At 35.6% G+C, this 1,059-nt stretch carries 1 protein-coding gene; it reads left to right on the top strand.

The genetic code is table 11. The features are described from left to right. Positions 1-253 precede the first annotated feature (253 nt). The coding region (locus tag RT405_RS08455; protein WP_313469081.1) for a metallophosphoesterase at positions 254-1,059 on the top strand (806 nt) is incomplete at its 3' end.

The following is a 1,059-nucleotide window of genomic DNA, read 5'->3' as shown; positions in this document are numbered from 1 at the left end:
AACACTCCTAACAAATTCCTTATGCTTTAAGTATACCATATGATGGTTTTTATGCTTTTTTTACATTTCCTAAAAGTTGCGAGATAAATTCCGAGGAAACTGATGAACATTATATAGTAAAATAAGCAGCTTTTTAAACAAAATTTCATAAAAAAAACATTTTTGTTAGCGGAGAATGTGTTCTATGGTAGAATGGTAAATGGCAATTTTTTTAAGCACAGCTCTGCTGATTTACCTAATTTGGAGGAAGAATATGAAGAAAATAAAAGTAAAAAAATTGTTTCTCACTATGCTATTGGTAGGAATTTTTATAATCATGAGCCTATTTTATGTACATAAGAGTGTGGAAACTCAAGAAAAAGAAGTCAAAATTACGCTCTTAGCTACTTCTGATGTTCACGGACGCTTTATGCCGTGGGATTATGCGATTGATGAACCAAATCTAGAAGGCAGTTTAACACAACTTCAAACCCTTATAAAAGAAATCCGTCAAGAAAATCCCAATACTATTTTATTGGATGCAGGAGATATGATTCAAGATAATTCAGCTGAACTTTTTAACGACCAGTCTGAATCGCCTATGATGGTAGCTATGAATGAGATGGGATATGATGTATGGACTCTTGGCAATCATGAATTTAATTTTGGGATGGATACCCTGACGAAAATAGCTGATCAATATACGGGTATTAAGTTAGCCGGAAATGTTTATAAAAAAAACGGCGAACGCTTTTTACCAGCTTCTACTGTTATTGAAAGGGCTGGAATCAAAATCGGCATTATCGGAATGGTGACTCCCATGGTGACAGAATTTGAGAAAGGTAGTTCACATTTAGACGGTATCGAAATTAGGAGTGCGATCAAAGAAACGAAAAAAGCGGTAGCTGATTTAGACGGAAAAGCAGATGTAATAGTTGGTTTAGTCCATATGGGCTTAGAAAATGAATACGACGTTGCTGGAACTGGTGTCCAGGGACTTACTAAAGCTGTTCCTGAATTGGATGCTATTTTTGCTGGGCATGCACATGAACTGATTAAAGAGACGGAATCAAACGGCAT

Origin of the sequence: Carnobacterium sp. (genome assembly GCF_032094055.1) — a bacterium.
Classification (GTDB): Bacteria; Bacillota; Bacilli; order Lactobacillales; family Carnobacteriaceae; genus Carnobacterium_A.
This window is presented reverse-complemented; position numbering and strand designations above follow the sequence as displayed.